The sequence below is a fragment of the Streptomyces sp. NPDC059002 genome (assembly GCF_042740435.1).
In the GTDB taxonomy this organism is placed as follows: Bacteria; Actinomycetota; Actinomycetes; order Streptomycetales; family Streptomycetaceae; genus Streptomyces.
Map to the genome: position 1 here is coordinate 1 of NZ_JBHYJI010000126.1, position 6,429 is coordinate 6,429.

1 protein-coding gene is annotated in these 6,429 nt (G+C 72.0%); it reads left to right on the forward strand.

Annotation, left to right across the window (positions count from 1 at the left end; translation table 11 throughout):
* Positions 1 to 6,429: amino acid adenylation domain-containing protein (locus tag ACFWZ2_RS43265; protein ID WP_384555299.1), on the forward strand; the 6,429-nt coding region annotated here is incomplete at both ends.

Sequence of the window (6,429 nt, forward strand, 5' to 3'; positions counted from 1 at the left end):
AGCGGTTGCCGTCGTACATGGTCCCCTCGGCGGTCGTGGTCCTGGACGCCCTGCCCCTGAACGCCAACGGCAAGCTGGACCGCAAGGCCCTGCCCGCGCCCGAATACGCCGCCGGCAGGGGCCGCGGGCCCGCCAACGCCCGCGAGGAGATCCTGTGCGCGGCCTTCGCCCAGGTCCTCGGCGTCGAGGGGGTCGGCGTGGACGACGACTTCTTCCGGCTCGGCGGCCACTCGCTCCTCGCGATCCGCCTGGTCGCCCTGCTCCGTACGCGCGGTGTCTCGGTCTCGATCAGGGCGCTCTTCGACGCCCCGACCCCGGCCGGGCTCGCCGCCTCGGCGGGCTCCGAGCAGGTGGCCGTCCCGGCGAACCTGATCCCGGCCGGCGCGACCGAGATCACCCCGGAGATGCTGCCGCTCGTCGACCTCACGGCCGCCGAGCTCGCGGCCGTCGTCGCCACCGTGGACGGCGGCGCCGCGAACGTGGCCGACGTCTATCCGCTGGCTCCGCTCCAGGAGGGCCTGCTCTTCCACCACCTCCTCGCGGAGGGCGGCGAGGACACGTACGTCATGCCGACGGTGGTCGAGTTCGACTCGCGCGAGCGGTTCGACGCCTTCGCGGACGCGCTCCAGCGCGTCGTGGACCGCCACGACATCTATCGCACGTCGATCGTGTGGGAGGGCCTGCGCGAGCCGGTCCAGGTGGTGCGGCGGCAGGCGACCCTGCCCGTCGAGTCCGTCACCCTGGACGCCGAGGGCGGCGACCCGGTGCAGCAGCTGCTCGCGATCGGCGGCGGGTCGATGGACCTGGGCCGGGCCCCGCTGATCCGGGTCCACGCGGGCCGCGTCCCCGGCGGGGACCAGTGGCTGGCGCTGGTGCGGATCCACCACATGGTGCAGGACCACACCGCTCTGGAGGTCATGCTGGCCGAGGTCAACGCGTTCCTCACCGGACGCGACGGCGCCCTCGCGGAGCCGCTGCCCTTCCGCGACTTCGTCGCGCAGGCCCGCGCCGGAGTGACCACGGGCGAGCACGAGCGGTACTTCGCCGAACTGCTCGGCGACGTCACCGAGCCCACGGCCCCCTTCGGCCTGGTCGACGTCCGCGGCGACGGCACCGGCACCACGCGCGCCCGGGTCGTCTTCGGTGACGAGCTGCACGCGCGCCTGCTCGACGTCTCCCGTCAACTGGGCGCGAGCCCGGCGACGTTGCTGCACCTGGCCTGGGCACGGGTTCTGGCGGCGGTCAGCGGTCGCGAGGACGTGGTCTTCGGCACGGTCCTGTTCGGCCGCATGAACGCCGGTGCGGGTTCCGAGCGGGTGCCGGGTCCCTTCCTGAACACGCTGCCGGTCCGCGTGCGCACCAACGAACTCGGCGTCCTCACGACGGTGTCCGCAATGCGCGGCCAGCTGGCGGAGCTTCTGGAGCACGAGCACGCGCCGCTCACGCTGGCGCAGCAGGCCAGTGGGGTGACCGGTGACGTGCCCCTGTTCACCGCGCTGTTCAACTACCGCCACAACAGCGGCGGCAGTGCGGCCGAGGTGCCCCAGGTCCGCGACGAGCGGCTGGACGGGATCAGGAGGGTGTTCTTCGAGGAGCGCACCAATTACCCGCTGATGGTCTCGGTCGACGACAACGGCGACCGGATCTCGCTGGCCGTGGATGCGGTGGCGCCGATCGACCCGCGCGTGGTGGGCGAGTTCGTGCGCACGGCGGCCGGAAACCTGGTCTCCGCGCTCGAATCGGCCCTCGACCGCGACGAGGACGTGCCGCTGAGCGCGGTACGGGTGCTGGATGAGGCCGAGCGGCACCGGGTGCTGACCGAGTGGAACGACTCGGCGGTCGAGCTGCCGGGCGACGCCACGGTGGCAGGGCTGTTCGAGGCGCAGGTGGCGCGGACGCCGGGGGCGGTCGCGGTGGTCGCGGGTGGTGTGGAGGTGTCGTACGCCGCACTGGATGTCCGGGCGAACCGGTTGGCGCGTCATCTGGTCGTCCAGGGGGTGGGTCCGGAGTCGTTTGTCGGGGTCTGTCTGGAGCGCGGTGTTGAGACGGTGGTGGCGCTGCTGGCGGTGTTGAAGGCGGGTGGTGCCTATCTGCCGATTGATCCGGGTTATCCGGCCGAGCGCGTCGCGTACATGCTCGCGGATGCCCAGCCGGTGGTGGTGCTCGCCTCGACGGGCACTGTGGCGGCGGTGCCGGAGACGGACGCGGCCGTGGTGGTGCTGGACGATATCGAGTTGGCTGGTGTTGAGGAGGGTCCGCTGGGGGTGGTGATCCGGTCGGAGCATCCGGCGTATGTGAGCTATACGTCGGGGTCGACCGGGCGCCCCAAGGGTGTGGTGGTCGAGCACCGGTCGGTGGCCGGGCTGTTGGGTTGGGCGGCGGCGGAGTTCGGGGGAGCGGACTTCTCTCGCGTTCTCGCCTCCACGTCCTTCAACTTCGATGTCTCGGTCTTCGAGCTCTTCGGTCCGCTGGTGTCGGGCGGCAGAGTGGAAGTGGTGCCGGATCTGCTGGCTCTGGCTGACGCCGATGCGGGTGTGGGTGACGTGAGCCTGGTGAGTGGTGTGCCGTCCGCTTTCGCGCAGATGGTGGCCTCGGGTGAGATTCAGGCTCGTCCTCGTACGGTGGTGTTGGCGGGTGAGGCGCTGACCGCCGACGCGGTGGCCGGGATTCGTGCGGCGATTCCGGGTGCGCGGGTTGCCAACATCTACGGTCCGACCGAGGCCACGGTGTACACGACGGCTTGGTACTCGGACACGGATGTGGCGGGCGTGGTCCCGATCGGCCGTCCGATCTCCAATGCCCGTGTCTACGTTCTGGACGGCACCCTGTCCCCGGTCCCGGTGGGCGTCCCCGGTGAGTTGTATATCGCGGGTGTGGGTCTGGCTCGGGGCTATCTGGGGCGTCCGGAGCTGACGGGTGAGCGGTTCGTCGCCGACCCGTTCTCCACCACTGGCGGTCGTCTGTACCGCACGGGTGATGTGGTGCGCTGGAATGCCGACGGTCAGGTCGAGTACCTCGGCCGCGCCGACGAGCAGGTCAAGGTGCGCGGGTTCCGTATCGAACTCGGCGAGGTCCAGTCCGTCCTGGCCGCCCACCCGGAGGTCGCGCAGGCGGTCGTCATCGCCCGTGAGGACGTGCCGGGCGACAAGCGGCTGGTCGCCTACGCCGTCCCGGCCGAGGAAGGCGAGTCAGCCGAGGAGCTGCCGCGCATCCTCACCGCCCTCGCCAGCGAGCGGTTGCCGTCGTACATGGTCCCCTCGGCGGTCGTGGTCCTGGACGCCCTGCCGCTGAACGCCAACGGCAAGCTGGACCGCAAGGCCCTGCCCGCGCCGGATTACTCGGGGGGCAAGGCGGCGGGCGGGCGGGGGCCGTCGGACCTCCGGGAGGAGTTGCTGTGCGGGGTCTTCGCGCAGGTCCTGGGTTTGCCCGAGGTGGGGGTGGATGACGACTTCTTCGCCCTGGGCGGCCACTCCCTGCTCGCGGTGCGTCTGGTCAGCCGGGTCCGTACGGTCCTGGGCGTCGAGGTCCCGCTGCGGGCCCTCTTCGAGGCCCCGACCGTCGCCGGTCTCGCCGCCGGGCTGACTGGCGCCGGACAGGCCCGGCTCGCCCTGACGGCCGGAGAGCGCCCGGAGCGCATCCCGCTCTCCTTCGCCCAGCAACGCCTCTGGTTCATCAGCCAGTTGGAGGGCCCCAGCGCCACCTACAACAGCCCGATCGCCCTCCGCCTGTCCGGCGAGGTCGACGGGCTGGCCCTGAACGCGGCCCTGCGCGACGTCATCGGCCGCCACGAGGTCCTCCGTACCGTCTTCGGCGTCGCGGACGGCGAGCCGTACCAGAAGGTCATCGAATCCGACGATCTCGACTGGAAGGTGGATGTCGTCCCGATCGACGCGGCGGAGCTGGAGGGCGCGGTCACCGAGGCCGCGCGGTACGCCTTCGACCTCTCCGTCGAGGTGCCGATCCGGGCCACCCTCTTCGAGACCCGCGAGGGAGAGCGCGTCCTGGTCGTCCTCGTCCACCACATCGCCAGCGACGGCTGGTCGCGGGCGCCCCTGGCCCGGGACTTCTCCACGGCCTACGCGGCGCGCGTCGAGGGGCGGGCACCCGAGTGGGCGCCGCTGCCGGTCCAGTACGCCGACTACGCGCTCTGGCAGCGCGCGCTGCTCGGCGACGAGAACGACCCCGGCAGCGTGATCGCCGGCCAACTCGACTACTGGCGCGAGACGTTGGCAGGCTCGCCGGAGGAGCTGGAGCTGCCCTTCGACCGGTCCCGCCCGGCAGTCGCTTCGCACCTGGGGCACAGCGTCCCGCTCGACGTCCCGGCACCGGTGCACGCGCGGCTCGTCGAGATGGCGCGGGCCGAGGGCGTGACCCCCTTCATGGCGCTCCAGGCCGCCCTGGCCGTCCTGCTCTCGAAGCTGGGCGCGGGCACCGACATCCCGATCGGCTCGGCGCACGCGGGCCGCGGCGACGAGGCCCTGGACGACCTGGTCGGCTGCTTCGTCAACACGCAGGTGCTGCGGGCGGACCTCGCGGGCGACCCGGCCTTCACCGAACTGCTCGCCCGCGTGCGGGAAGCGGTCCTGTCCGGCTTCGCCCACCAGGACGTGCCGTTCGAGCGGCTGGTGGAGGAGCTGGCCCCGGCCCGCTCCATGGCCCGCCACCCGCTCTTCCAGGTCGTCCTGACGAAGCAGAACACCGTCAGCGCCGGTCTCGACGCGCTGGCCACGCCCGTCGTGTGGACCGGGGGCATGTCCACCGATACCCGTGCGGCGAAGTTCGACCTCGACGTGATGGTGGGGGAGACGTACGACACCGAGGGCGCCCCGGCCGGGCTGCGCGGCTCGGTGACGGTGGCCGCCGACCTGTTCGACGCGGAGTGGGCCGAGCGGATCGCCCGGGCCTGGGTGCGCGTGCTCGACCTGCTCGGCGACAGCCCGCAGACCCGCCTCAGCGGCGTCCCGGCGCTCGACGAGGTGGAGCGCCACCGGGTTCTGGTCGGCTGGAACGACACGGCGACCGACGGCGAAGCGACCGTCGTCCACCAGCTGTTCGAGCGGCAGGCGACCCGCACTCCCGAGGCCGCCGCCATCGTCAGCGAGGGCGCGGAGGTCTCGTACGCCGAGCTGGAGGCGCGGGCGAACCGGATCGCGCATTACCTGATTGGTCAGGGGATCGGGGCCGAGTCGGTGGTGGGTCTGTGCCTGCCGCGTGGCGTCGACATGATCGCGGCGATCCTGGGCGTGTGGAAGGCGGGCGCGGGCTATCTGCCCGTCGACCCGGCCCAGCCGACGGACCGGATCGCGTTCATGCTGCGCGACAGCCGGGCCGCGCTGGCGCTGACGACCGAGGAGATTCTGGACGAGCTTCCGGCCGGCCGTTCTCGTCTGGTTGCGATCGACAACGCGTTCGTGGAGATGCAGCTCGGGGCGGCCTCGGTGGATCGTCCCGAGCGGCTCGTCGCGCCGCAGTCGCTCGCGTACGTTATCTACACCTCGGGTTCGACCGGTCGGCCCAAGGGCGTGGCGGTCACGCATGGTGGTCTGGCGAATTACACCGCCTCGGTGCCGGGGCGGGTGGGTTTCGGTGGCGGGGGTGTGCGGTACGCGCTGTTGCAGGCGCAGGCGACCGACCTTGGCAACACGGTGGTCTTCGCGAGCCTGGCCAGGGGTGGTGAGCTGCACATCCTGGAGGAGGGTGCGGTCACCGATCCGCAGGCGGTGGCGGCGTATCTGGCCGAGCACCGGATCGACCATTTCAAGGCCGTGCCCTCGCACCTGGTCGCCCTGTCGGCCGCCGGTGGTGTCGACGGCGTCCTGCCGGCCCGGTCGCTGGTTCTCGGTGGCGAGGCCGCGTCGCCTGTGTGGTTGCGGGAGCTGATCGCGGCCGCCGGTGAGCGCGAGGTGCACAACCATTACGGGCCGACCGAGACCACGATCGGCGTGGCGACCGCGCGGCTGACGGCGGAGCGGGTGGCCGGGGAGGCCGTCCCGGTCGGGTCTCCGGTGGCGAACACCCGCTTCTATGTCCTGGACCAGCACCTGAACCCGGTCGTGCCGGGCGCGGCGGGCGAGCTGTACGTCGCGGGTGCGGGTCTGGCGCGCGGCTACGTGGGGCGCGCGGGGTTGACGGCGGAGCGGTTTGTGGCGAGCCCGTTCGAGTCGGGGTCGGGTGAGCGGATGTACCGCACCGGTGACCGGGCCAAGTGGACGGCGGACGGTCAGGTGGTGTTCCTGGGCCGGGCCGATGACCAGGTCAAGATCCGGGGCTTTCGGATCGAGCCGGGTGAGGTCCAGGGCGTTCTGACCGGGCACCCCCTGGTGGACCAGGCTGCCGTGGTCGCCCGTGAGGACGTCCCCGGTGACCGGAGGCTTGTCGCCTACGTGGTCGCCGACGACCTGGAGCCCCAGGAGAAGGCCCAACTGGCGC